The sequence below is a fragment of the Butyrivibrio sp. VCB2006 genome, from assembly GCF_000420945.1.
GTDB lineage: Bacteria > Bacillota > Clostridia > Lachnospirales > Lachnospiraceae > Butyrivibrio.
The window spans coordinates 29,886-54,214 of sequence record NZ_ATVX01000017.1 but is presented as its reverse complement, the minus strand read 5'-3'; the positions used below and the strand labels follow the sequence as shown (position 1 = coordinate 54,214).

Here is a 24,329-nt window from a genome sequence, read left to right as displayed (position 1 = left end):
AAATCCCCTAAGTCAATAAGTGTTATCCTATCGACTTAGGGGTCACATTTTCATGCTTTTTACGCCTTCTCAATCATTTCCATCACGATCTGATACATATTCTCTGCTGTCAGACCTTCCTCAGAACGAAGCTTAAATACACTCTCAATCCTAAGTGTAACGCTGCTTCCGTCTATTTCTCTGATGGTGTTGACATTTGCAACTATCTTGTCTGTAAGTTCCTGAAGTTCTTCTCTGGAATCAGCATCTGTAATGATTGTAAAGATAGAACCTTTGGGCCTTCCTACAGAGCAGGACTGACCTGTTACCTCTACAATTTTCTTTCCGATTTCCTTCATCAGGTCATTGGCTATTATTTTTCCAAAATACTTGATGATTCTATCATGATTCTTGTTATCTACCATGATAATTCCATAATTTCGATCATTATCATCATATTGAATAGCATAACCTATCATGGTATCCAGAATGCCTCTTGCATTCATTAACCCGGTAATGGTATCAACACTTGACGCATTCGTTCCGTTAACCTTACTAAGTTCTTCTTCAGTATCAATGAAATATCCAAAAAGACCTATAATTTCACCATCGTTATAAATAGGCATCTTATTGCACATAATATTGTGCATGACACCTCTTACAATGCACTGTCCCGGCTCATCCTTAAGGCTGATTCCCTTACTCATAACCTCCAGTTCACGGTTCATATAGAAATCATCTATATGCCAATGCATGTCCTCATCGGTTTTACCAACAATGTCATCCTTGGACTTTATTCCATAGAAATCAAGGAATGACTGGCTGACGCCCATGAACCTTCGCTGTTTATCCTTCCAAAAGAACTTAATACGGCTATTCCATATCAGATTCTCCCAAATAAGACCATAGTACCTTAAAACTTCTGAAGTCATATGTTCTTCATAATTAGGATTATCAATATTGAGTCCAATTGGAAGAGACTTTACACCAAACAGATATTCCTCGCCATCAGTTCCCGGAATCATCATAAGAACGCATTCCCTCCACTCATAAGCTCCGTTCTTCTGTTTGATTCTATAAGCTTCTTCTATATGTCCCCTGTTCGTAGCCTGAACCTTGGCTTTCATGACATCCAGGTTCAGGAACTCTTTAAATCTCTCCCTCTGACTCGGGAAGACAAAATTATTAACGAAATAATTAACGGTATTTTCAAAACTATCGAAAATATAGTCTTCGGAATCAATGTATCTAAATTTTCCCATGAGAGGAGATATATCTCGATTCTTGACATTGATAATATCAACCAGTTCATACAGAAGATTCAGATCTCTTAATTTGGCATCTAATCTTCCCGCTTCCTGGCCGCCTTCATCCTGGGTAATATTGTGTATTTCAGCCCTTACAATATAACTACCGTTATGTTTTGCAATGCACTGTCCTCTGAACCTTAAGTACCTTCCATTATATGTCCAGTAGAAGGTTTCCAAATTACCGCTTTTCTCAATAATATCTCCGATTTCTCTATACTTTTTTGCTAACGGGGATCCGCTTTTAAAGATTTTTTCGTCAATCTCCTCAGCTTTTATCTTCGCATTAAATGAAATCTGATTTCTATATGCCTGATTTATGAAAAGAGTCTTAAGCTCCTCGCCATTATCAAGCATAAGGGCCAAAGGAGCATCCGTTTCACGTACAGTCAGACTGGCAACTTCATAGAAGCTTCTCCACTGCCTCTCCTCGACTTTAAGCCCCTGTTCTATGATGTGAGCCCAGAATTCATCCTGTGGCATTGGCTTACCAAAATAGTAGCCCTGAATTTTTCCACAACCAATAGACTTAAGGAACTCAAAATGTTCCTTCGTCTCAACACCCTCTGCAAGGGTTTTTATACCCAGATCCTTAGCCAGTGATACGGTGGATCTGATCAAACTTTGAGCCTTTTCGTTAAAAGTGGACAGAAAACGCATATCCAATTTAAGAAGATCAAAATCATAGTCCTTAAGAAGCGTCAGGGAAGAATAACCGCTTCCAAAATCGTCCATCCAGATCTCATATCCGGCCTTTCTGAAGTCGGAAATAACCCTGGCCATAAGCTCTTCATCGGAAACGATCATGCTCTCAGTGATTTCAATATGGAGCATATCTCTGGGAATGTCATATTTTTTGACAAGATTCTCAACAACCTCAACCATGTCCAGCTTGATAAAATCAAGTCTGGAGAAATTGATAGATGTAGGCACAGAATGAGCACAATCTTCCAGCTCCTTACTAATCTGCCAGCAAACATGCTCAAGCACATAGCAGTCCAGCTTGTAAATAAGGTCATGCTTCTCAAGCGCACCAATGAACTCATAAGGCGACAAAAAACCAATCTCTGGGTCGATCCATCTTGCCAAAGCCTCACAGCCGCATAGTTCACCAGTAATAGAGCGGACTACAGGCTGATAGTACACCTTGATCCACTCATTCTGGATAGCTTCATCTATTTTATTTACGACGTAATCCTGAACATCCGGTTTCGAGATATCTGCCATAAATCCCTCATTAGTAAATAATTACACTGTTGAGAATCCGTATCCGTTACAAATTGCATCAACCGGCTGACCCTCTTTGCAAAGAGGGCAACTGTCATGACTATAACTTGCATACTCCGGGAAGTCCCTCTTAGTGAAAAGAGCTCTGATCGGAGTATTTTCAATCTGAGTTGCTATAGAGAATACTGCAGAAATACCTACAGCTTCGCCCTTATAGAATCTTACGGAATCAAGGGCTGCCTGAAGCGTTCCGCCTGTTGTAACTGAATCGATGAGAATCAGTACTTTTTTGCCATCGATCATGTGCTTATTATTCTCTCTGAACATCATCTGCCCGTTAACATTGGTCTCAGGTTGTGTAATGTACATAGTTTTATGCGAATTCATGGAAATAATACCGGCCTGGGTAAGCGTATCCGCCATGTACGCACCTACAACCTCCATGCCATTGAGGCACAGAATTGTGTCGATGACATCAGATGCAAGATACATCTCCGCAAGGGCCTCACCTGTTGCTCTTGCTTCCTTCATTCTTGCCTTAGTATCACAAAGATCCATATAATAATTGACATGGGAATGCGGTGTTACAAAATGTCCCGGTGTTATCCTCAAAATAACATTACTGTGTCCTGCATATTCAATCTTGTTGTAGTTTTGCATTAAGCATACCTCCCCAAAATAATGTACATACACTGAGCATCATATTAATCATATCATCAAAACGTGCATTAATCTACTGAATACAAAAGGGCCACCTGGTAAAAGACCATAGTGACCCTTATAGTTTATTCTTTTTTATCTGCTTCTCGAAGCTTCTTGATGCCTTCCAAAGCAGTTTTATATATCAGCGCCATGTGTCTCGAGGCCGGGTCATTCATATCGCATTTGCTCTGCATCAGCTTGAAGTGTTGAATTGCTTCATCAATGACTGATTTAGAAATAACGTATCCATCACAATATAATGTACCGGTTTCCGCGTCATACCTTGATTCTTCAAATCTGGTCTTGGCGTAATCTCCTGCACCCATACTGGCCGCCAGCTGATTAATTAAGTCTGATCTAGTATCTGCCATACAAGTCACTCCTTTCACAGAAAAAATTTTAACATAACTTTGTACGGCAATTCGTTAAATTTTTATAACATTTTGATAGTATTTTTGGCCATAAGTTAATGCCTGATTCCTACAGATCTAACCCTTAAACCATCAGTATTTCCGCTGAGTATCTTCACTCTCTTCTCCCCGGCATTTAAGTCAAAATAGTTATCGGATAAAAGAAGATTATCTTCCTCATTACGTATCTCAATGCTCTTAGCATATGCGCTTGCAGAAATTACAATTTCATCCCCTTCTACCCTAAATTTCAGGTCGGGATCTGCAAACTTAAAGTGCTTGGGCGGACAGAAAAGAACTGTTCCCTCAGATACAACTTCTCCCTTTTCCAGTACCTGATAGCTTACGTAATTCTCATAAAGATCCGCATTATCCATATCTTTTTCGGCAAACCAAACTGTAGATAATGGCTCAGCTGTAAAGCTTTCGCTGCCAGCATCAATAACATCTGCTTTTGAATTTCTAAGCTGCCATTCCACCACCAGTTCATGGCTGTCCATAGTTTCATTCTGAACATTGAGCCTTATGGATTTACGGATTGGATCAGCATCATCATTAACGCTCACTCTCTGATCCAGATATCCCTTCTCCTCGCAGGACACAAGAATCGGAGCAAAAAATCTCTTGGCATAATACTGGAGCGCTTTCCATCTGCCCTCGTAGTCGATAGATGCCCAGGAAGCAACAGGCCAGCAGTCATTGAGCTGCCAATACACTGTGCCCATGCATCTTCCTCTGTTCCTACGGAAATGCTCAACGCCATATCTGATAGCCTCTGCCTGTAAAAGCTGAGAATAATATACAAGCTCATCAAGGCTCTCCGGATAAAGATATGTCTGGCTCATATAGTTCATTATCTTGCCGTTTGCCGCACTATTACGCTGATGCTTCTCCATCACATAGGAAAAGATATTGCGGTCCTTCGGCTCTGTAAAGGTCTCAATCGTCTTAACAGAAGGGAAGGATTGGAATCCAAACTCCGAAAGATATCTGAAATGGAACTGACGATACGCTGTAAATGGCTGATTACCATGCCAAACCTCCCAATAATGGGCATCTCCTCTGTTCTCGTCGTTAGGATTATCAAATCCACCGCCTGAAGATGGGCTTGCTGGCCAATAGTAAGTCTGAGGATCCAGTACCTTCATAAGCTTCGGGAAAAGATATTCATACATCTTGACGTAATCCGACTTGAGGGTAAACTTTGCTCCCCAGTGCTCCTGTCCAACAAAGAGCTCCATCTCATTATTGCCGCACCAAAGACCAAGGCTGGCGTGATGCCGAAGTCTCTTAACGTTCTCAACAACCTCTTTTGTGATATTCTCCTCAAAGTCCTCTGATAGTCTATACACCGCGCAGGCAAACATCAGATCCTGCCAAACTACAAGCCCCAGTTCATCGCAGATATCATAGAAATCATCCTCCGGATAGTAACCGCCGCCCCATACTCTTACGCAGTTAAAGTGTGAGTTAGCGCAGTGAGTAAGAAGCTGTCTTGTGCGCTCCTTGTTGACGCGGCTGAGAATATTGTCCTGTGGAATATAGTCCGCACCCATGGCAAAAATCTTGACGCCATTTACTACATGGCAGAACTCTTCGCCATATTCATCCTTCTGTCTTGAAATTGTCATGGTGCGAAGACCAATTCTCTTTTCCCAGACATCAAGAACATCTCCGCTATTGTCCTTAAGTTCAACCTTAACTGTATACAACGGCTGAGCTCCATATCCATTTGGCCACCACAACTTAGGATTCTCAATTTCAACTCTATAAGGGGCACCAACATTTTCTGCTATAGCAGATCCGTCGGGGCCTGTAACAGTAACAGTTGTTACGCATCCTTCCGGGCCTACCCATCCTGGTACAAGAGACTGTGCAACTCGGTAGCCTGTGTCAATCGCCAGGATAACCTTGCCATTTTCATGGTCCTGTCTCACATAAACATCATCAAGCCTTGCCTTCTTGACACCAATAAGACTTACCGGCCTCATAATACCGGCATCGGGGAGTCTTGGGCCCCAATCCCAGCCAAACATATAGTGTGCCTTACGGAGCTTGGGGAATCCCTTGCTACAGTCCTCAGAGCCAAGTACAGGGTCTTTTTCGAATTCTTTTTTGATAAAGGCATTAGGACTATGTAACACAATTCTAAGCTCGTTTTGGGCCTTTAAAATGCCTTTTACGGCATACTCAAAAGTCCTGTGCATATTGCAAATACTATCAAGCAGATTATCATTGAGATAAATGTCTGCTACAGTATCAATCATCTCAAGTCTAAGATCGATCTCGTCGCAGGAAGAAAGCTCATCATTCTCCTCAAGGGCAAAACTCATGCGGTACTCATAGTCATAATCCATCAGACGAAGCGCTTTATCCTCGTTATCTCTGTAATATGGGTCCTCCATGAGCCCATTATCCATAAGATCTGTGTAAACTGTGCCAGGAACAGTAGCCGGATACCACTTATCCTGGTCCATTCTACGCATTTCCCAATTATCATGTAAGTTTCTGGTAATCATATAGTTTCCTTTCCAAAGATGTACAAAAAGTATCAAAAAGTACGACCTTATAAACCTTTTCTCATTATATCGCATTTACTAAATTAATCATGTAAATTAACTTCTTTTTTTCCATGAAATAAGATAATATATAGGTGTTGCGTAACTAAGTGGATTGGAAACGCATTATTAGAGAGTTTTAAGGGGATTACAAATGGGAAAAAGATCAATCAGAGAAAATAAGAACATATACTTCGAAAGCCGTGAAGAAGCCGGCCTTACAAGAGCACAGGCCAGCGAGCTTATTGGCACAATCAGCGAGAGCAGACTTGAAAAGATGGAAACAGGCAAAACCGCAATTTATCCCGAGGATGTACTTGATATGTCCCGCGCCTACAAAAAGCCCGAGCTTTGCAATTACTACTGCACACACGAATGCAGAATCGGTCAGGAATCTGTACCTGAAGTTAAGCTCTCATCTCTTTCAGAGATTGTTCTTGGAATGCTTTCAGCTCTGAACTCTCTGGACAGACAGAAAGAGCGCCTCATCGACATCACAGCTGATGGCGAGATCACTGAGGATGAACTTCCTGATTTCGTCAAGATCCAGGAACAGCTTGATCAGATTGATCTTACAGTTGAATCTCTTAAGCTTTGGATGGCAAGCACTATCGCAGAGGGCAAGATTGACAAAAAGAAAATAGCCGAAGCAACAGAAAAATACAGAACCAAGAAATAATCGCAGTTTAACACACATAAAGAGGCCTACCGGAAACATTTTCCGACAGGCCTATATTTTATTCATCAATTATTCGTCATCGTCATCAAATATCTTATTTACCGCAGTAATAACATCTGAAGCCGTAAATGGCTTGATGACAAAGTCCTTGGCGCCTCTCTTTATCGCCATAACAATCATGTTCTCATACTTCTGATCGGAGCACATGATAACATTGGCATTGGGATCATACTTGATAACCTCAGTAAGAGCGTCAATTCCATTCATTTTAGGCATATTGATATCCAGAATCATCAGCTCGGGCTTTTTTTCCTTGTAAAACTCAACAGCCTGGATTCCGTCTGTAGCCTCTCCTACAATCTGAAATTTCTCAGGATCAAGCGCAGATTTCAACATCTCTCTCATAAAGGTCGTATCATCAGCTATAAGAATCTTCCTCTTCATGTCTGGCCTCCTATTGAAATATCCTACTACGTATATTATGGCTACAAATTCGTCAATAATTCAAATAAAATATTGATAAATTGTCATGAAAAGTTACTCATCTATTCCCTGAACCGGGTAGCTGACACCGTCTACCTTTACTTCCGTAACATCCGGAATTGAGCTAAAAAGTCTTTCGTCTACGTAGTTGAATTTATCCGGAGTCTCTCCTTCCACCAGCATATCTACGAGAGCTCTTACTCTGGGTCCATGAAGCGGATTGCACTCTGCTATACAGGAAATCTTTCCTTCCTTGGCATAGTCCAGAGCTTCTTTGTTTACTCCGTCAAAAGAGACAACCATGATCTCGCCTTTTCTGATGTTGGAGCCGACTTTTTTGCCTGCAGCTTCAATGGCATCAATAGCACCAATTGCCTCATTGTCATTCTCACAGTACACAATATTGATGTTATCAAAACGCTTCAGAAGACCTGCCATAACCTCTCGGCCCTTGGTCTCAGTAAAATCTCCTGAAACCTCCGCCATGAGATCCCAGCCATTTTCTCTGGCTGCATTTGCAAGGCCTCTTGTTCTGCCGATCTGAGCTGTGGATCCAATCGTTCCCTGAATGTTAACAATATGAAGTTCACTGGCATCCAAGCCTATTCTCTTTGTGTAGCTATCTATCCAGGCAGCCATCTTGCGGCCTTCCAGTTCAAAATCCGAACCAACCCAGCAGGAATACAGAGTTTTATCCGCCACGTCTACTCTTCTGTCAACAAGAATAACCGGAATCCCGGCGTCTCTAGCCTCTCCAAGCACAGAGTCCCAGCCGCTCTCAGTAACAGGAGCAAGAACTATATAGTCCACTTCCTGCTGAATGAAAGTCCTGATCGCTGTAATCTGGTTGACCTGCTTCTGCTGACCGTTTTTGTAGATCAGGTTATAGCCTTCCTCCGGCACAAACGCTGACTGCATGGAGATAGTATTGGCACTTCTCCAGTCAGATTCAGCTCCCAGCTGTGAAAAGCCAACCGTAATCAGTTTTCCTGCCTCTTTTGACTCCAAAGAGGATCCTGAATCCCCACTATCTTTTTGCGCACTACTGCTCCCGCAGCCGGCTATCAAAGCCACTGACAGGAGCAGTACCATCGCTAAATTAGCAACTGTTTTCATAAAAGATTTATCCTAACCCTTTAATGCTTTTTGCTTCTGAACCATAACAACACTCTGGATGATCAGGAAAATACAAAGCATAGCGGCAATTGTGATTCCGGTCCACCATGCGTCATCAAGGCCTGCTGATGCAACGATTGTCTGGATAGTACAAAGTGACAAAACACCAAACAATGTACCGATAAGGTTACCAACACCGCCTGTGAGCATTGTTCCGCCAATGATGGAGGATGCAATCGCATTCATCTCCATACCCATAGCATGGCTTGCTGAACCTGAGCCAACATGAAGGAAATATACATATCCGGCAATTCCTGCAAGCACACTACAGATCAAGTGTGACAGGAACTTAGTTCTTTTAACATTTATGCCAAGCATAAGTGCGCTCTGCTTGTTTCCTCCAACTGCGTAAAAGCTTCGTCCAAGCTTGGTCCAGCGAAGTACTACAAACAATAATAACACAATTACCAGTGCTACAATCACACCAATTTCAACATATGCAGGTACGTAAATACCTTTTCTGGTGTATGAGCCCATTCCCGGAACGATGATTCTTGTATCCTTGAGGGCTACAAACTCAGCGTTTTCAACGTTGAAAGGTGCTGTATTAACGATTGTTGTCATTCCTCTGGCAAAAAACATACCGGCAAGAGATACGATAAATGGCTGAATATCAAGGTATGCTACCAAAAAGCCCTGTACAAGACCGTAAAGGAGACCTATTCCGAGAGCAATAAAGATAGATCCGATAATACTTCCGCCCATCTTATCAAGATATACTGCGCAGCACATTGATACCAATGCAACAACACCGCCGACAGAAATATCGATACCGCCTGTTATCATTACAATGCTGAGTCCTACTGATGTTATGATGAGCGCAGCATTAGCATTTAGAATATTGAACAGCATCTGAGGCTTGGTAAATCCACCGCCCTGAAAGATGATTGCTCCAATATACATTGCAAAAAAGATTACGATAGTAATAATGAGCAGCAAACTTGTGTCATTTAATTTTGTAAAAATACTGCTCTTTTCACTTGTTTTTTTCATCATGCTGCCTCCTTTCCGGCAGGAGCCAGCCTCTTAAAGAACTTGCTGCAGCCTTCTCTTACTGTTGGTGCAGAGAATACTACCAGAATAATAACTACAACAGCCTTATATGCTGCAAGAGCGTCTGACTGAACATCGAACTTATAAAGAGTTGTAGTAAGGTACTGAATTACATAAGCTCCAAGGATTGAAGCCCACATGTTGAACTTACCGCCTGATAATGCATTACCACCAAGGGCTACAGCCAGGATAGCGTCCATCTCTATATCTTTTGCTATAACTGAGTAGTTAATGGTTGAAAGTCTGCTGACCTTGATAAGTGCAGCAACAGCAACGCAAAGTCCCAATATTACAAAAGATAGAATCTTGATAGCTGTAGGATTGATTCCGTTAAGTCTTGCAGATTTCTCATTGATACCAACAGCCTGTGTGTAAAGGCCAAGGTTAGTAAACTTGAGAATAAGAGCTATAACTATAATGCATCCTATTACGATAAATACAGTTGTTGGAATCGGTATTCCGGGGATAACACCACCGAAATATGAAAACTTAGGATCCGGAACGATAGGAAGCTCGTTATGGTTGATCCAAGCTGCAATTGAACGACCTGCTGTGAAAAGAATCAGTGTAGCGATCATGGGCTGAATCTTGAATACGGCAACCAAAGTTCCATTGAAGAGACCGCAAGCCATTCCCACAAGGCATGCTACCAAAAATGCCACGAAAATAGGTGCCGCTATTGTCTCAGGACGGGCAACACCGCCGCAAAGAACTCTAAGCATTGCAGAACCGGCGATGGCGATTGTAGCTCCTACGGAGATATCCTGTCCACCTGAAGCAGCTGTTACAAGAGTCATTCCGATTGCGAGGATTCCAAGCTCTGATCCAAAGTCCAGGATAGTTATAAGGCTTCCTGAAAGCATTGGATTTCCGGCATTATTTGTAACCAGTGTAATTCTAAAAAATCCGGGGTCATTTACCAGATTTATAAGTGTGAGCACGATCAGCGCTATTGCCGGGATAAACAGCTGATTACTCACAATCTTTTTTAATGTATTCTGATTTTTCATACGTTACTCTCCCCTGCTATAGTGCTCATAATCTTGCTCTGGGTAAGATCATCTCCGGATAGCTCCCCAACTACCTTTCTGTCTCTCATAACCACCAGTCTTGAGCACGTTCTTAGCATTTCGTCTGTCTCAGAGGAAATAAAGGTTACGCTCATTCCCTCTTTTGCCAGCTCCAAAACAAGCTTCTGAATATCTACCTTGGTTCCTACATCGATACCTCTTGTAGGCTCATCCAGGATAAGATACTCCGGATGCATCAAAAGCCATCTAGCAAGGATAACCTTCTGCTGATTACCGCCTGAAAGAGATTTGATAGGCGTATCTGCTGATGCGGTCTTGATATTCAGCTTTTTGATATACTCATCCGCAAATTCATAGGCCTGACGCTTACTAAATGGCTTAAAGAAGCCTGTAAGCACCTGGTAAGCCAGGATAATATTTTCTCTGACAGAAAGATCTCCGATGATTCCGTCAATCTTTCTATCTTCAGGAAGATAAGCAATTCCATGCTTCATAGCATCAATTGGCTTGTTAATCTTCACATCTTTACCATGTACCTTTACAGAGCCCCCAATAACTCTGTCTGCCCCGAAAATTGCTCTGACACACTCGCTTCTGCCGGATCCGAGAAGTCCTGTAAAACCATTAACCTCACCTTTTTTGATAAAGAAATCAAAAGGCTTGATTCCTGCATTACTCTGAAGCTGAGATGCTTCAAAGACCTTCTCGTTCTTGTCAGCGCCCTCATAGGCGCCTTCTTCACCCTTTATATCTGACAGATCATCCATTTCTTTACCAAGCATCTTGGCAACGAGCTTAACTCTTGGAAGATCCTTTATTTCGTATTCACCAACCAGCTGTCCATCTCGAAGTACTGTGATCTTGTCACAAACCTCATAAACCTGATCCAGGAAGTGGGTAACGAAGATGATTCCTACTCCCATAGCCTTCAGGTCTCTCATAAGACCAAACAGCTTTTCAACCTCCTGCTCATCAAGAGAGGATGTAGGCTCGTCCAAAATCAGAACCTTACAATCCATATCCACAGCCCTTGCGATTGCTACCATCTGCTGAACAGCGATAGAACAGTTAGCAAGCTGCTGAGTTGCCTTTGCAGGAATATCCAACTTTTTAAGCAAAAGCTCTGCTTCTTTGTTTATTTCTTTCCAATTGGTAAAAGCACCCTCTCCTCTACCAATGAACATATTCTCAGCCACAGTAAGATTTGGGCAAAGAGTAATTTCCTGATAAACAGTACTAATACCCAGCTTCTGCGCATCCTGTGGTGAATGAATCTGAACTTCCCCTTTGCCCTGAAGGTTTATCGTACCCGCATCCTTGGTGTACACACCTGTCAGAACCTTTATAAGCGTTGACTTTCCAGCACCATTCTCTCCCATAAGAGCATGAATCTCACCCTTATTCAGAGAAAAATCTACATTCTGAAGAGCCTTAACACCTGGAAATTCTTTGTTTATCCCCCGCATTTCCAGTACTCTTGATTCTTCCATAATCCAGTCCCTTTACATTAAACAGACGGTGCGGTATTTCTCTTTGGAGAAGCCGCACCGCCGATAAATTGTTATATAACTTATATAATTGATATACGGATTGCTACATACTGCGTATTTTCGCAATCCTACATACATTCGGGATCCGCATTAACATGCTACTTCCTCATGTATGTTCGGTCCTCAAGGTTACATTTTTTTGTCTGCAAGCATCCAAAAATGTAACTTTTCGTTCCTATATCACTTAGATTCCGTAGTTATCTACATCATCCTGTGTGATTGTTGTAGCATCGAAGCCCTTCTCATCCATGATGATTGTCTTCTGTGCAAGTGATCCGCCGCTCTCAAGAGTCTTGATGATATCATCAATGTAGCTAGCCTGGAATGGGTTACACTGTCCATCATAGTTCCAGTTCTGTGCAAGAAGCTCTTCAAGTGCCCACTTGTTGCAGTCAAATCCCATAACAACAACGTCTTTGCCAACACCGTGTGAGATACCAGCTGCGTCAAGAGCTGCAACAGCGCCCTTAGCCATATCGTCGTTCTCAGCATAGATTACGTTGAAAGGTGTGCCAGCGTCGATAACTGACTGAACGATCTGCTGCGCCTTCTCTGCGTTCCACTCAGCTGTCTGCTGCTTAACGATGTTCCAGTTAGCTTCTGCAGCAACCTTTGTATCAAGAGCGCCTGAACGTCCCTGCTGAGCTGCACTACCCATAACACCCTGGATATGGATTACGTTGTACTCTGAAAGGTTCTGGCCTGCAAGCCAATCAACTGCTGTCTGGCCTTCTTTAGCCATGTCTGAAACGATTGAAGCCTCATAGAGACTAGAATCAGCATCGATAGTACGGTCGAAAAGGATAACCTTTACGCCTGCATTCTGAGCATCCTTGAGAACTGAGTCCCAACCTGCTGTATCAGCTGCTGAAAGAAGAAGATAATCTACATCATCCTGAATAAAGTTCTGAGCTGCCTGGATCTGCTCGTCGTTCTTTAAGCTGTAAGCAAAAGAAGCATCATATCCATTAGCCTCTGTGAATTTAGCCTTAAGGTCAGCGTCGTTAGCTGTACGGTAACCAGACTCGTTAGGGTCGTTGTTGATAATACCAACCTTGATAAGTCCGCCAGATGCGCTTCCGCCGTCACCTGTTGATGCTGGAGCAGAACTGCCGCAAGCAACAAGGCTAAGTGTCATGGCTGATGCCATGAGAATAGACAACACTTTCTTCATCATAACAAAAATCCTCCTAAAAACTTAATCTCTTGAGCTAAGGCCTATTCCTTAGCTATTAGTTAGATTAATTGTAGCTTTCAGGAGGAAAAAATACATTGATATATAAATTAAAATGAGTTGAATTTTTTATTCTATTTTATCTTTGGTTGAATTTTTTACGTTTCCGGTTAAGATTTTTGGCAAATAGATAGTCACATCTGTTCCTTTTCCTGAATGACTGGAAATAAAAAGACCATACTCATCGCCAAAATTTAGCCTGATACGCTCATTTACGTTGTAAAGGCCGTAAATAGCACTCTTATCGGAAGAATCTTGCAAAAGGCTGTTTCTAACCTCTTTTAGCCTCTCCTCAGTCATTCCTGCACCATTATCCCTTACCTGAATGGTAATTCCACCATTATTTTCAGCACCGGTAATGGTAATCTTTCCGCCGCCTCTGCGATTCTTTATACCATGATAAAGAGCATTCTCAACAATAGGTTGGATTGTGATCTTAGGAATACTGTAATTATAGATATCTTTTGCCACATTTATCTCGTAGGATAAAATGTCCTGATATCTTACCTGCTGAATCTCAAGATAACTGGTCACATGCTGAAGCTCTTCCTTGATGGACACTATCTCTTTTCCCTTATTAAGAGAAGCTCTGAAGAACTCAGAAAGGCTTCCAACCATGCTGACAACCTGCTTCTGGTTGCCGGATTCTGCAGACCATACAATCGCATCCAGAGTATTATACAGAAAGTGCGGATTTATCTGAGCCTGCAACAGTTCAAACTCAGCTTTACGAAGCTGTTTCTGTTCCTCTTTGACCTGTTCCTCGATAGGTCTGGTGATCCAAAGAGGCATCCACATAGATATCAGAACGATGCACGCCAGAATGAATACAAAGATAACGATTGATATTTCAAGAGCTCTGCTGAACAGTGCTCTATTCTCAGCCTGAGTCACCTGAAGCTGCTTATTTTCATAGTAAATATACTCATTGATTGTTTCCTGCAAAAGACCTGTAACTATCTGGACATCGTTCTCCCAGATCAGCATATTTGATTCATATCTGTCCCCATACTCCAGATTCTCCTTGATTCTGTCCGTGTAGGTCTCCAGATTGTTAAGGTACTTTTCTGCACTGGCAAGTCTCTTTTGGTTGTCCTGAGTATCTGTGTAGTCCTTGAGCCCGGTTACAACCTTCTTGGCATCACTTAGAAGCGTTGGAAGATTGGAATTATCCCAGGTCACATTTCCCACTATCAAAAGATATGTCTCGTAGTCAAAATCTTCTTTAAAATCCAAGCTAAACTCACTGGCCGCAACCACAGAGCTCAGCATATCCTTGTATCTTTCATTTGTCATCCAAAAGCTGTGGAACGCATAGATCATAAAAATCATGTTTGGAATCAAAAGAATCAGATAGGATATACGAATCTTGTTGGCCAACTTGTAGTCATGCTTTTTTGCTCTCTTGCCAAAAATCACTTTGCTGCCTCCATCTGCATGCCACTTCTATACTGCGTAGTCGTAACACCCTGAGTCTTTTTGAACAAATATGAAAAATAATGCGGATCCTTGTACCCTACCATGAGCCCGATCTCATTGCTCTTCTTGGCGGTTGTACACAGTAGTTCCTTAGCCTTTTCCATCCTGAAATCCGTAAGATACTTGATAAAAGGCTGTCCTGTCTCCTGCTTGAACACTGCGCTTAAGTGGTTCGGAGAGAAATTAACGTGAGCCGCCAATGTATTAAGAGACAGCTCATCCTCTGAATAATGCTCTTCTATATAAGCCAGTGACTCTTTTACCATGTCATGATACTTGCCAGAATAGTTATTATCTCTGATTTCTATCGCCGCTCTTATAGCTCCGGCCAGATATTCTCTGGTGCGGTTCTCTTCAGCAAAAATCTCCGGAGTAGGTATTGCAATCTTAGCATCCAGCTTGTCTCTGCCGGCTCCCAGATCATTTTCAACAAAATCAGCCACGCAAAAATACACATCCATGGCCACATACTGCCTTAGCATGGTGGATTTAATGGCATTTCTTCCGATTCTTTTAAAGAATTCGTCCAAATAAACCTCTGTCTCGGATTCATCTCCTCGACGCAGGAATTCCTTGATATATTTCCTGTCTATATGCTTGGGATCGATTTCCGGTATGATCTCGTCCTCAGAAGCACTGGACGGATTCTGAGTTGGAAAGTATCTTCCATTGTAAAAATCCGCCATAAACGTCTCGATTTCGCTTATGCCGTGTTTAATAGCCTCAGTTCTCTCCTGCATCTCCGCCTCATAGCGAAGTGCATACTTTCTCTCCTGTTTCTTTTCCTCAACCTTTTCAGCGAGAGCATCCACCTCTTTGAGCAGATTATCTCCGCTTATAGGTTTAGAAAGGTAACAAGAGACACCAATCCTGATGGCCTCCCTTGCATACTGAAAATCCTCATATCCTGTTAAAAGAATTATCTCAATCCATGGAAATTCTGCCTTGATCAGGCGGCTAAGCTGCAAACCGTCCATAAATGGCATCTTGATATCAGTAATCACAATATCCGGCTGTTCCTTCTGAATCATGGAATAGGCAACCTCCCCGTCTGACGCCTCTCCACAAAAATCATAGCCGTGTGATTCCCAATTAATATTATTCTTGATCCCCTCTCTGACGACAAACTCGTCCTCAACCAAAAACACCTTCGTCATAACTCTTCCCTGTACCCCAATATCTACCATCCGGAATACTCCCACATATCCCGGATGGTTATTATGCCTTAATCAATTGCTGCTTGCTACATAATCAAAATCATGTTCATCTGTGCGAAGTGCACTTACAATGAGCCTTCTATCCTCTTTTGACGTGCATGTCGCAAGTGTGATCACATGGTCTGATTCTGTAGCTTCTATGCCGGTTTTACGATATGAACCGCCTTCAATATCCTGGAGCATTTCCCACATACCCTCAGGATTCTTGCCATATACCCAAAAAACGTCATGACTGTCAGGTACTTCTTCATAAGCAAATATCTGATATCTGTAAACCCCATCTCTTGTGAATACCTGAAAATACTGGTGTTCATCATAATATGACGCATCTGTCTTGTAGTATCTAAGCTTGCCAAACATTGTTAAATCACGCATATTGTGTCCGTAAATCAGACTATGCGGATCTGAAAAGTCAGGAGTTGACTCACCATCAAGGAAAATAGCTCCTGCTCTGGCCTTCTCGCCTGTATAAGCAGTATCAAGATACTTAGTATTATCCCCGGAAAACATTATAGGATAACTGATATCCTCATTCTCAAAGTATATCCATCCTACCACATCCGGATACTCTTCGGAAAGAGTTGCCATCTCAACACTAGCTTCATTCCACCAGGAATTCTCCTCGTTGACTACCTCAGTCGGACTACTTGAAAGAGGTATTTCCTGCGTATCCTTAACAAATACCTTGTTGGCATTCTCATAAACCTTCTCAGATCTATGATATGCAATTGATGTTGCTATTAAAGCTCCACCGGCCACCAGCACCACCATTCCACTAATGGCAAGTGCTACCTGGCGCTTATTCTCAACAGCCTTCCTGGCACAAAACTTAGTTACCGTAACTATTACAAGTCCAATCAGGAGAAAAAAACGTGTAACTTTCCTCACTGTCTTGTTCTTTGAAAACTTAACTTTACCTTCTTTTGCTCTGGCATACAGATTGCAGCTAAAAGCTACAATGCCGCCAACCAAAACCAGTACCCACAGCCATACAGGAGGAAGTGTGTCCCCGGTGTGCGGTGCACGTGCACCGTTTACATCACCTTCTTCGTCAGAAGCACCTGTAGAAGCAGCATCCTTCTTGGATGTATCTGTATCGTCCTTAATTGCGGTAAATCCTGCTGTAAGTGTGATATTACTGTTAACCGGTGTGTCAAAATTGTAAGGCGTAGCATTACTTGTCGTGGTAGAAGTTGACTTGGATGTTGAAGATGAAGAAGTCGTGCTACTTGTTGTAGAAGTGGTGCTTGCTCCCTTCAAGTACCATCCCATGAAGGTATATCCCTCTTTTGTAGGAGTTCCTTCAGGAGCTGCTACCTTTTCTCCTGCCTTAACCTTGACTGTCCATGTATTTGTTCCATCATTAAATGTTACAGTGTAATATGTCTCGGGCTTGTATGCAACACCAAAGCTTGAGAAATTACTAGCATAGATATAAATCTTGCCTGCTTCCTGATCAAGCTTATAAGTTCCATCTCCTCCAGGATTGTCAGAACTTAATTCCTTAGCCTCGCCATCATGACATCTGAATACCCTGATATCCTCTTTTTCCTTGAAATCATAAGAGATTTCCTCGGTAAGGACAATAGGAAGCTCAGCTTTATCTTTATAGAATCCATCCTGATCAGTAACAGTCTTTGAGTCCTTTTTATAAGTAAAGGTTACACCATAGTAGTCTGCAGTATACTTCGTTGAGTTACTGGAATTACTGCTTGATGCTGAGCTTGTTGTTGATGAAGATGTTGTGGTTGAGCTCGTAGTCCCCGATGTCTTCGCATATGTCGGCAATATATTGCTTATAGCGGTCTTATCAGTAGAACTTGCTGCCGCATTCTTCATTTCGATAAGAATTTCTTCAGTAGGTTCTCCAAGCTTCTTAGCGTAAGAATCCAGCTCACTACCACTTAGCTTAATACTCTTAAGATTTCCGGTGCTATAAGTGTTCGATGTAGCTCTCTTAGATACAGCTGGCAGAATCTTGTTAGCAGCTGCGCCAGCAAGCTTAAACTCAACTTCTACTTCGGTTAAGCTACTCGATTCCCACGATATACTTGTGCCCGGCTTTGTATCCTCAACAATGGTTTTTTCTCTAGTTTTATATGGCTCCTGTGAATTAGTTTTTCCAATATAGTACTTCAGTCCTGTATTTGTTTTTGGAATTACCAGAAGTGAAGGAATACTATTGCCAGTTCCAACATTTATGGCTGTCTGGATTGCATCTTGATTTTTAGCTCCAACAATAGCAAGTCTCTCCAATTCGTATTCATCCGCCTCAGTAGCTATTGCGGTATTTTTTTCGTGATCTCCTATTTGAGCATTTGCTGTAATAGCAAATTTATTAGTTCCAGCCTTTAGAAATGTATCTACAACTAATGACTTACTCTCAGTGAAATAGAAGAAAATGTCGTCACGATAAACTAATTCCTGATCTTCAGATTCTTTCGGATAAGTTGTCCATCCTCCTCCACCAATAGTAGATTGAAGCATATATTTCTTTCCACCACTAGAAAATTCGCCAACAACATCTATCTTGTTCCTTCCATACATAGTGTATGCCATAAGTCCGTTACTAACATACCTCTGGTCGCTGTCATGACAGTCAGTCCACGTTCTTTTCTTACCATCGTTTCTTGCTGTTACCACTTGAACAGATTCACTAGGCGTACCATTAACTAAACACCGATACCATTCTCCAACAGTAGCTGATCCAAATGACTTAGTATTAGCCAAATCAATGTCTTTAAAGTTCTTGTTATCGGTACAGTGCTGCCACTGATACATTATAGGATGCAGTTTTCCTGATTCCTCATTATAATCAACAGTGGGCATGTAAAGCATAAATCCCTTATTAGATAGCATTGATGCTGTTGGATATCCATAATTATCCGATTCTGCACTAGAATACTCTTCACATGAAGTCAAGCTGATCGATATTGGATCCAAGCCTGTATTTTCAAAAGTAACCAGCAATGTTTGAGGATTCTTAGCGTCATATGCATAAGGCTGCTTCACAATAACAAACCATTCGCCTGTTCCATCCTCGCTTTCCTTATACATGCCTGTACTAGGATCATCCTCTGGAACTACTTGATTGCTATTAGTAGTCGCACAAAGATTACCTACATACAAATATTCATTAGAATTTTTCCCATTACCAAGCGTTACTTTCTTAATTTTATAATTGTCTGGTAAATACAACGGAGTATCATCACTTGTATCTTCTTCATTTTGACCAGGATCAACTGCATTACCCAATATATCTTTTACAGGAATGACTGTCGATGTTGTCACTTCATACTTGTACTCATATACGGTATCATCAATCTTTTCAACAATCTTGAATATAACCTTATATGTCGAGAACCCTGTTGTCTCAGCCTCAAGAACCTTTACATCCTCAAACTCTACAACTTCAGCCTCAAGTTTCTCAGCCTTAAGAACTGAATTCTCATCATATATAGTAAGAACTCTCTCTTTTGAGCGCTCACTACCAAGAGCCACAGCCTCTACAGGCTCCTGCTCCTTATCGTCCTTGGACTCATCAATAATATGGTAAACTTCTGCTTCAAGTGCCTCGTCTGCAACTTCAGCAGCTTCAAAAGAAACAACTACACGCCCTTTTTCTGTGTCAGGCTGAACCTCATTGTTGTCTCTATCTTTAATGGTAATGTCAAAGCTGTACTCTTTTACGATATTCTCTGTATCAATCTGCTCATCAACAAGCTCTTTTACCTTCTGCTCGTCTTCTTCAACAAGCTTCTTGGCTGTTACTCTTGATCCCTCCGGGAATACACCCTTGTCAGCTCTAACGCGGATCTTAACGTCATCAACAACTGTTTCTTCATCGAATGCATAGTAATCGTCTGTGACAAATACAGTGATAATAGGAAGTTCGTCCTCGATATAGTATGTATCCGGAATCTTTAGAACCGGAGTGAAAAGATAAATCTTACCCTCAGTATCAGGATTGAACTCCTCTTCGCCGTAGTTATAATCAGCCTCCATGATCCATTCAACATCTGAAATCAGCTGAACATTAGCATTCTCATCAAGCTGAGTCTTTTCTTCAACATCTGCCGCATATGCAACAGCTGCGTTTCTAAATGTATGCTTAAGCCATGAAACCAAGCCCTGTTCTGAAGAAGCCTCTGACGCACTCTCTGATGAACCGTCTGTTGACTCGTTCAGTTCATTTACTGTTGCATCCTCTGTAGGAATAATTATTACGTCTGAAGACTCCTGTGTATCTGCCTCTGTGCTGTTATCAACAGTAGATTCTGTGGTAGGATTTGATTCGTCTTCTATTGTGGTTGTATCTTCTATAGCCTCTTCTTCAGCCTCTGCTTCTTCGCTAAGCTCACCTGAATCATCAGTGATTGCCTCATCATCTCCAAAGAAAAAGAGCTTATCTCCATCCTCTTCCTCAGAACTAGCAGAAGATGCTGCATCATCTTCCTCCGAGCTATCTTCGCTTGCGCTCTCGCCGGCCTGTTCAGCTTCAAGCTCTTCTCTAAGGCGCTCTAATCTTTCACGCATAAGGCGCTCACGCTCTTTTTCAAGACCTCTTTCTATGCGCTCGTCATGCTCCGGATCAGGTTCAACTATAACCTCCAGAGTATCAGGCAGCTCAAGATCTTCCAAACTTCCGCCTACGCGAATTTTCTGATTGGATATATCTTCAGGCAGGTCAGCAAAATCGGTTATCTTGAAATAACCGGCTTCCTCCACGCCATTAGCATCATTATTTACTTGTTCACCGGGATCACCTAATGAACTTCCAGCACCGGCTTCAGTGGACGCTTCGCTTGATGAAGCACTAGATGCATCATTTGCACTTGAATTAGCAGCAAAGGATGTCACACCAATGTTGGAAAAGAAAAGAACTCCTGCAATTAGAATAGATACAACACGCTTTTTCATACCACATCTCCACACATAAAAAAGTATAAAAATTCCCTCATATTATTTTATTACAATATCGAACAAATTTGGCGAAATTTTATTGTTTTTTTATAAAAAATATTAATTATCTTTTCCCAAATTCTTAATAGGATTTTAATTGGAGAGGCCTTACCATTGCGCGATAATTAATTTGTGTTATAACGAATTTGTTATGCGTTTATTGTCGTTCATTTTTTCAGGAACTAGTAGGAAAGGATATTGATTATGAGAAGGGTCAACGCCATTGCTATCAGTTTAATTCTTTTGGCATGCCTGGTTCTTGGCGGCTGCGGAGCATCTCAGACAGAAGATGTGACTACAGAAGCTGCTTTCGAGGGAACACTTAGGCTGCTGAACATAAAGAGTGAGGTTTCAGAACAGATTGGAACCCTCGCAAGCCAATATGAAAAGGAAACCGGCATAAAAGTCGAAGTCCTTAACGTACCTGCCGGCGTAGATGCCCAGGCAACACTTAAGGGCTATTATCTGTCAGATCAAATGCCGGATATCATCGCCTGCGAGGCCTCGGGATTTAGCAACTGGGACGGACTTCTTGTGGACCTATCAGACCAGGACTGGGCAGGAAGAACTGATGCCGCCTATGTTGACAGCGCCTACGGCACTCTGGGATTTCCATACACCACAGAGGCTATAGGTCTTGCCTATAATGCCAACATCCTAGAAAAATGCGGTGTGGATCCTGCATCAATAACCGGGCCTGCCGCAATGAAAGCAGCATTCGAAGCTATCGATGCCAAAAAAGATTCTCTGGGTCTCAAAGCTGTTGTAGGCTACTGCGCAGAACCCGAAAACCTTGGCTGGTCCAGTGGAAACCACCTATTTGGTGCTTATATCGACTCAGGCCTTTCAAGAAGTGACACAACTTATATAGATCTTCTCAATAACGGTGGACAGCTTGATACAGCACGCTTTACCGACTATGCCGAAATGATGGGTCTTTTCATAGAATATTCCGATCCTGACCTTGTGGTAGATGGCACCTATGATGATCAGGTTGCAAACTTTGCTTCCGGCAAATATGCCTTTGTAACGCAAGGATCCTGGATTGGTGCAACTCTTTCATCTTCAGATGCTTACGCCGCAGCAGGAAGCTTTGCTGTCGGCATGGCACCATATGCATTCCAGGACGGCATGGAAACAATTCTTACCAGCGCTCCTTCCTGGTGGGCAGTTTCAAAAGAAGGCAATGTAGAGGCTGCAAAGGCCTTCCTTCAGTGGTGTTCAGAGGATTCGGCACAGCAAATCCTTGTAGAAGGCGCCGGATTCATCAGTCCTTTCAAAGATTGTAAATACGTGGCATCAGATCCTTTCGCATCAGTTATTTCACAATATATTTCAGCCGGAAAAACCTCCAGTTGGCACTGGATGGACATGCCGGAAAACCTGGGACAAAAGGGTATAGCCTTTGCCTATCAGAAATTTGCTAAGGGCGAGATAGATGCAGCAGGATTCGTAAAAGAAGTCCAGAAAATAACCACTGACTGGTATAAGAAACTGTAAGGAGGAGGTGATGAACATGAAAGATACAAAAAATATCAAAGTAAAAACCAAAGATTCAATCGTTTTTCAGCTTTCTTCCCTTAACCTTCTCATGCTAGTTGCCTTCGTTGTGGTTATGATCATGGTAATGCTGTCCATGAAGAAATCCACCGGAACCAGTATCGAAATGTTCGATCACATGATGGCCCTGACTCAGCACGAAGCAGCTTTGAAAAACGACGTAATGTCCCTCTATGATCAGACTACAGGATATGTTGCCGCCGATGCTGTGGAGACCCAGCAGGCTCTTTTACCTCAGATCGAAGCCGTTAAGGCCCTGGTAAAAGAGGATATTGCTACCCTTAACAGTGATTTTGCAAGCTACAATGATGAAACTGTTAATCAGCAGCTTCAGGAAATATCGAGCCAGTACGACAGAATGGTTGCCCTGATAGACTCAGCCATCTCCAAGTGCGATGCCGGAGACCAGGCCTCAGCCTATACCATTCTTTTTGATAAAGCTGAAATTCAAAAAATAGCTATTTTCCATTCAACTAAGGTATTGGACGAGGCAATTTCCTCCTCCGCTGCAGCCACAACATCACAGATGAACGCCCTGTTGCAGTCAGGAAACTTCACCGCTTTAATCGGAACGGTTGTTATTTTACTCCTAATCATTGTCAACTTCCTTGTAAGCTACAAGAACATCGTTCGTAAGATTAGATCTATCAGTGATGAGGTTAATGAAATGATCACCAATATCGAAGCCGGAAATGGTGATCTGACTACCAGAATTAAGACAAAAACCAAATCTGAGCTTATGTTTATTACCACCGGTATAAACCACTTTATTGAAACGCTTCAGGGAATCCTGAAAGATGTAAAAGAAGGCTCTATAGTCCTTACAAATTCTGCTGAAGAGGTTTCATCCCAGCTTAGAATTGCAGATGACAACGTAACAAATACCTCTGCAGCACTTGAAGAACTCTCTGCAAACATGGAGACTCTCTCCGGCACCGTTGAAGCCATCAACGGCAAGGTAGAAGAGGTTCGTTCCGCCGCCCAGGATATTGCAGATCAGGCACTTTCAGGTACCGATACAGCTACTACTATTAAACAGGAAGCCCTTGAACTTAAGAGCCGTGTAAATGAAAAGAAAACTGATGCTGCCAGCCAGGTATCACAGCTATCTGAGGTTCTTTCCAAATCTGTTCAGGATTCCGAGAAGGTTGGACAGATTGGCGAGCTTACCAAAGTTATCCTTGATATTGCAGGCCAGACAAATCTCCTTGCCCTCAACGCTTCCATAGAAGCTGCAAGAGCTGGTGATGCAGGTAAAGGCTTTGCTGTTGTTGCCCAGGAAATCAGTGCTTTGGCTGAAAACAGCAGACAAACCGCCGGAAACATCCAGGTTATCAGTACAGAAGTTACAGAAGCCGTTAACCGCCTTGCCCAGAACGCTCAGACCGCCCTTGATTATATCAATGGTACTGTTCTTAGCGACTACGACGAATTTGTTTCTACCGGAGAAAAATACGAGCACACAGCCGATATTATGGATGAAATGCTTGGAGAATTCGACAATAAAGCTGAGCACCTTAACAGCATAATGCATGAGATGGTAGAGAATGTTCAGATGATCACTGATTCCATAAAAGAAAGCTCTATTGCCATCTCTTCATCTGCGGAAAATTCATCTGAAATCGTTGGTGGTATCAAGAAGATCTCTGAAGCCATTGGCAAGAATAACGAAATTACCGAGCAGCTTTCAGATACAACACAAAGATTCAAATCGCTGTAACC

General features: G+C 42.2%; 16 protein-coding genes. 3 read left to right on the top strand and 13 right to left on the bottom strand.

The features are described from left to right. Nucleotides 1-59: 59 nt before the first annotated feature. From G613_RS18815 to G613_RS0114390, 4 genes are all read right to left on the bottom strand, one after another. Entirely contained in the window at nucleotides 60-2,513 is a 2,454-nt protein-coding gene (locus G613_RS18815; protein WP_029233287.1) for an EAL domain-containing protein, read from the bottom strand. A 21-nt stretch (nucleotides 2,514-2,534) separates the two neighbouring features. Then, complete coding sequence (locus G613_RS0114400; RefSeq protein WP_029233286.1) at nucleotides 2,535-3,173, bottom strand: phosphoribosyltransferase family protein; 639 nt, start codon at nucleotides 3,171-3,173, stop codon at nucleotides 2,535-2,537. A 125-nt stretch (nucleotides 3,174-3,298) separates the two neighbouring features. After that, on the bottom strand, nucleotides 3,299-3,586 hold the full coding sequence (locus tag G613_RS0114395; RefSeq protein ID WP_029233285.1) for a hypothetical protein: 288 nt from the start codon (nucleotides 3,584-3,586) through the stop codon (nucleotides 3,299-3,301). A 95-nt stretch (nucleotides 3,587-3,681) separates the two neighbouring features. Then, nucleotides 3,682-6,144, bottom strand: coding sequence for a glycoside hydrolase family 2 protein (locus tag G613_RS0114390; protein ID WP_029233284.1), 2,463 nt, complete (start codon nucleotides 6,142-6,144; stop codon nucleotides 3,682-3,684). Between the two features lie 193 nt (nucleotides 6,145-6,337). On the opposite strand from G613_RS0114390, the gene G613_RS0114385 reads away from it, so the two are divergent. Continuing rightward, nucleotides 6,338-6,862: a helix-turn-helix domain-containing protein gene (locus G613_RS0114385; protein ID WP_029233283.1), complete on the top strand. Its 525-nt coding sequence runs from the start codon at nucleotides 6,338-6,340 to the stop codon at nucleotides 6,860-6,862. 69 nt (nucleotides 6,863-6,931) lie between these two features. Here the strand turns inward: G613_RS0114385 and G613_RS0114380 are convergent, their stop codons facing one another. From G613_RS0114380 to G613_RS18810, 9 genes are all read right to left on the bottom strand, one after another. Further along, nucleotides 6,932-7,306, bottom strand: a complete 375-nt coding sequence (locus tag G613_RS0114380) for a response regulator (protein ID WP_029233282.1) — start codon at nucleotides 7,304-7,306, stop codon at nucleotides 6,932-6,934. A 93-nt stretch (nucleotides 7,307-7,399) separates the two neighbouring features. After that, nucleotides 7,400-8,461 carry an ABC transporter substrate-binding protein gene (locus G613_RS0114375; protein WP_029233281.1) on the bottom strand — a complete coding sequence of 354 codons (1,062 nt, stop codon included), beginning with the start codon at nucleotides 8,459-8,461 and terminating at the stop codon, nucleotides 7,400-7,402. Between the two features lie 12 nt (nucleotides 8,462-8,473). Further along, complete coding sequence (locus tag G613_RS0114370) at nucleotides 8,474-9,514, bottom strand: ABC transporter permease subunit (protein WP_029233280.1); 1,041 nt, start codon at nucleotides 9,512-9,514, stop codon at nucleotides 8,474-8,476. Continuing rightward, nucleotides 9,514-10,584 carry an ABC transporter permease gene (locus G613_RS0114365; protein WP_029233279.1) on the bottom strand — a complete coding sequence of 357 codons (1,071 nt, stop codon included), beginning with the start codon at nucleotides 10,582-10,584 and terminating at the stop codon, nucleotides 9,514-9,516. Before G613_RS0114365 ends, G613_RS0114370 begins: the two co-directional genes overlap by 1 nt. Beyond that, nucleotides 10,581-12,095 carry a sugar ABC transporter ATP-binding protein gene (locus G613_RS0114360; protein ID WP_029233278.1) on the bottom strand — a complete coding sequence of 505 codons (1,515 nt, stop codon included), beginning with the start codon at nucleotides 12,093-12,095 and terminating at the stop codon, nucleotides 10,581-10,583. The genes G613_RS0114365 and G613_RS0114360 overlap by 4 nt, the downstream gene beginning before the upstream one ends. Nucleotides 12,096-12,339: 244 nt before the next feature. Further along, nucleotides 12,340-13,332 (bottom strand): ABC transporter substrate-binding protein, encoded by a 993-nt coding sequence (locus G613_RS0114355; RefSeq protein WP_029233277.1) that lies wholly within the window; start codon nucleotides 13,330-13,332, stop codon nucleotides 12,340-12,342. A 126-nt stretch (nucleotides 13,333-13,458) separates the two neighbouring features. Continuing rightward, on the bottom strand, nucleotides 13,459-14,808 hold the full coding sequence (locus G613_RS0114350) for a sensor histidine kinase (protein ID WP_029233276.1): 1,350 nt from the start codon (nucleotides 14,806-14,808) through the stop codon (nucleotides 13,459-13,461). Beyond that, nucleotides 14,805-16,055: a response regulator transcription factor gene (locus G613_RS18150; RefSeq protein WP_029233275.1), complete on the bottom strand. Its 1,251-nt coding sequence runs from the start codon at nucleotides 16,053-16,055 to the stop codon at nucleotides 14,805-14,807. Before G613_RS18150 ends, G613_RS0114350 begins: the two co-directional genes overlap by 4 nt. Nucleotides 16,056-16,097: 42 nt before the next feature. Further along, nucleotides 16,098-21,005, bottom strand: coding sequence for a class B sortase (locus tag G613_RS18810; RefSeq protein WP_051151084.1), 4,908 nt, complete (start codon nucleotides 21,003-21,005; stop codon nucleotides 16,098-16,100). Nucleotides 21,006-21,251: 246 nt separating this feature from the next. Here G613_RS18810 and G613_RS0114330 point away from each other — a divergent pair, with 246 nt between their 5' ends. Beyond that, complete coding sequence (locus tag G613_RS0114330; protein WP_029233274.1) at nucleotides 21,252-22,547, top strand: ABC transporter substrate-binding protein; 1,296 nt, start codon at nucleotides 21,252-21,254, stop codon at nucleotides 22,545-22,547. Between the two features lie 16 nt (nucleotides 22,548-22,563). Continuing rightward, a complete protein-coding gene (locus tag G613_RS0114325; protein WP_196805067.1) occupies nucleotides 22,564-24,327 on the top strand; it encodes a methyl-accepting chemotaxis protein in 1,764 nt (587 codons plus the stop codon). Nucleotides 24,328-24,329 lie beyond the last annotated feature (2 nt).